At 69.3% G+C, this 1,202-nt stretch carries 1 protein-coding gene; it reads right to left on the bottom strand.

Annotated elements, in window-relative coordinates; genetic code table 11:
- A partial coding sequence (locus AB0469_RS41175; RefSeq protein WP_366456740.1) for a transposase occupies positions 1-1,077 on the bottom strand: 1,077 nt, incomplete at its 3' end.
- Positions 1,078-1,202 lie beyond the last annotated feature (125 nt).

The raw sequence follows: 1,202 nt of genomic DNA on the forward strand, positions 1-1,202 counted from the left end.
CAGTCGGAAGGTGTGTTCAAGGTCGAACCTGCGGAGGAACGCCTGCCAGCGCAGATCGACGTCCGCACCGGTCATCCCGGTGCGCGAGGACCATAGCCAGACGGGTTTCGGGTCGCGGTCGCCGGGCAGGCGCTCGACCTTCAGTCGAATCAACGTGCCGTGGATCAGAGGGAGTTCGCCGCAGTGGTCGAGCCAGGGGCCGCGTGCTGTCAGTCGGGGGTGCATCCGGTCCCAGGCGAATGCCTCGGCCCGTCCGTAGCGGGTGGTGGCGCAGGTGGTGGCGTGCTCAGGGGTGTGCCAGGAGTCGGGTTTGGAGAAGGTGAGGACCCCGCCGTGCTTGCGGGGCTGTCCGCCGCGCGGGGTCGAGCGTCGCGGGCCAGCGTCCCGGAGCATCACTCGGTCCGAACGCAGCCGGCCGACCAGCTCAACGGGCAGATCGGACAGGACGTAGGCGAGGCGGGTGACGTCGTAGCCGGAGTCCATGACGATGAGGATGTGCTCGTCACCTGGCCGCCACTGCCCGGCCCGCACGAGGCGGGTGAAGACCTCGCGGATCTGTGTGGCGGTCACCGCGGTGGCGTCGTCGGCCGGGCCCAGCCGGACCGCGTCCAGCACGGCCGTCCAGGACGTGCGGCCGGTCTCCAGGGCGGCGACGAAGGAGTACGGCCAGCCGGGGATGAACTGATCCGCGCTGCGGCCCCGCCCGTAGACGTGGCAGAACAGTAGATCCGGGCTGGTGGGAGCGTCGGGACGCAGCCAGTTGCTCACATCGACGGCGAGCACGATCCGCCCGTCAGCAGCCCGCGGCAGCGGGGTGGAGGCCAGCAGCCGGCGCAGGCGGCGCGGCTCCAGCCAGCCGTGGTTGACCGCGTCGTACATCGCTCCGTGCCCACGCCGGTGCTCGGCCGTCAGCGTCAGCTCAACCAGCGAGGTAACCGGACCGTCCGCACACAGCACCGCGTCGGTCAGCTCGAAGAGCGCATCGGCACGGCTGTACAGGCAGTCGTAGAACTCAACCCGAAAGCGGGACAGGACGCCCAACGCGTCATCGGCGGGTGCATCGACGGGCAGACTCATACACAGCGGCCGTTCTCTCGTGCTTCCTGACTCGACACCTCGAAGCGTGGAGAACGGCCGCCTCCGCCGTCCCGGGAAGAACCGCAGATCAGCAGGTTGAGTGACGTGCGAGGTTAAACGCCAAG

This window comes from Streptomyces sp. NPDC093801, from assembly GCF_040701585.1.
In the GTDB taxonomy this organism is placed as follows: domain Bacteria; phylum Actinomycetota; class Actinomycetes; order Streptomycetales; family Streptomycetaceae; genus Streptomyces.